This window comes from Neisseria sp. P0014.S009 (assembly GCF_051958155.1).
Classification (GTDB): Bacteria; Pseudomonadota; Gammaproteobacteria; order Burkholderiales; family Neisseriaceae; genus Neisseria; species Neisseria flavescens_C.
Map to the genome: position 1 here is coordinate 1 of NZ_JBQCVS010000039.1, position 1,292 is coordinate 1,292.

The 1,292-nt window shown below is 44.6% G+C and carries 1 protein-coding gene; it reads right to left on the bottom strand.

Translation table 11 applies throughout. The features are described from left to right. Positions 1-587 precede the first annotated feature (587 nt). Positions 588-1,091: a transposase gene (locus tag ACTHS4_RS11545; RefSeq protein WP_440365969.1), complete on the bottom strand. Its 504-nt coding sequence runs from the start codon at positions 1,089-1,091 to the stop codon at positions 588-590. Positions 1,092-1,292 lie beyond the last annotated feature (201 nt).

Consider the following 1,292-nt stretch of genomic DNA (forward strand, 5'->3'; position numbering starts at 1 on the left):
GGGGCAATGATGCGGAGTGTCGGCCTTTTACGGGGTAGAAACCTAATCGAAAGGGAGGAAGTAAAGAAAAGGACGTGCACAGGCGCGTCTTTTGGTAGGCTGATCTCAACCTTGAGTACAGCATTATTGTCTTAACCCTTTTTATTATTTTGACGAACTGAATATTTCAAATTCAGTACCTTATGCTGACACTGCAACCAGCCGGCAGAAGGTAATGCCCTGGTCAGAACTATTAGGAATTAACTGTAAACTGAGCGGAAAAGTTTAAAAGTAGAGAAAGCGGTAGTTTAAGTTATTGATGCAACATTATTCAGACGGCCCGAGCGGTCATGGGTAAAGACAATAAAAGATAAAGGCTGCAGACAAATTACACCAAGCAAAGATAGCATTGTCTGCAGGGTAAAAAGCTGGTTGATACGGCAAACATATATCTGTATCTATTTTGAAAAGCCGAGACCTTTGCAAAATAGCCCTTTCCTCAACAGCCGAAGCCCAAAACAGGTTTTCGGCTGTTATCCACTGATTCTACTCAAATACCCCCTTAATCCCCCTTGGATACCTGATTAATCAGGCATCCGGGTCGCCTTTTAGGCAGCAACAGGCGCACTTAGCCTGTTGGCGGCTTTCAACAGGTTCAAACATATCGCCTTCAGATGGCTTTGTGCACTCACTTTAATCAGCCCGAAATAGGCTGCCCGCGCATAGCGGAACTTCCGGTGCAACGTACCGAAGCTTTGTTCGACTACATAACGGGTTTTCGATAAATATCGGTTACGTTTGGTTTGCACTTCCGACAGTAGATGTTTACGGTGGGCTTTGCGCATAATGCCGTCCTGCAGCCGATGCTGTTCCAGGTGTTGCCGGTTTTCCTCACTGTCATAGCCTTTGTCGGCATAGACGGTCATATCTTTGGGCAGTCCTTCCAACAAAGGCGACAGGTGTTTGCACTCATGGGCATTGGCGGGGGTAATGTGCAGTTTCTCGATATAGCCTTCCTCATCGGTACGGGTATGTTGTTTGTAACCGAGTCTGTGTAAGGTCGCGGCGGATTTGTCATAGTTTCGCGGAAATTTTGACACTTTTAAAAATATCGGCTGTGCCAAATAAATTGCAATTCAGAAATGAAAACAAAAGCGACGCTACCGTCGCTTTTTATTTTACCAATTACATACGACCAACTCTCCACTGGCTTTACCAGTTTTATTTCTTCCGATTGTATAAGCCAATTCAAGTTGAGTGATACGGAAATCTTTAAACAATTCCCTGATATCAGGGTGGTCATTAATGGATAG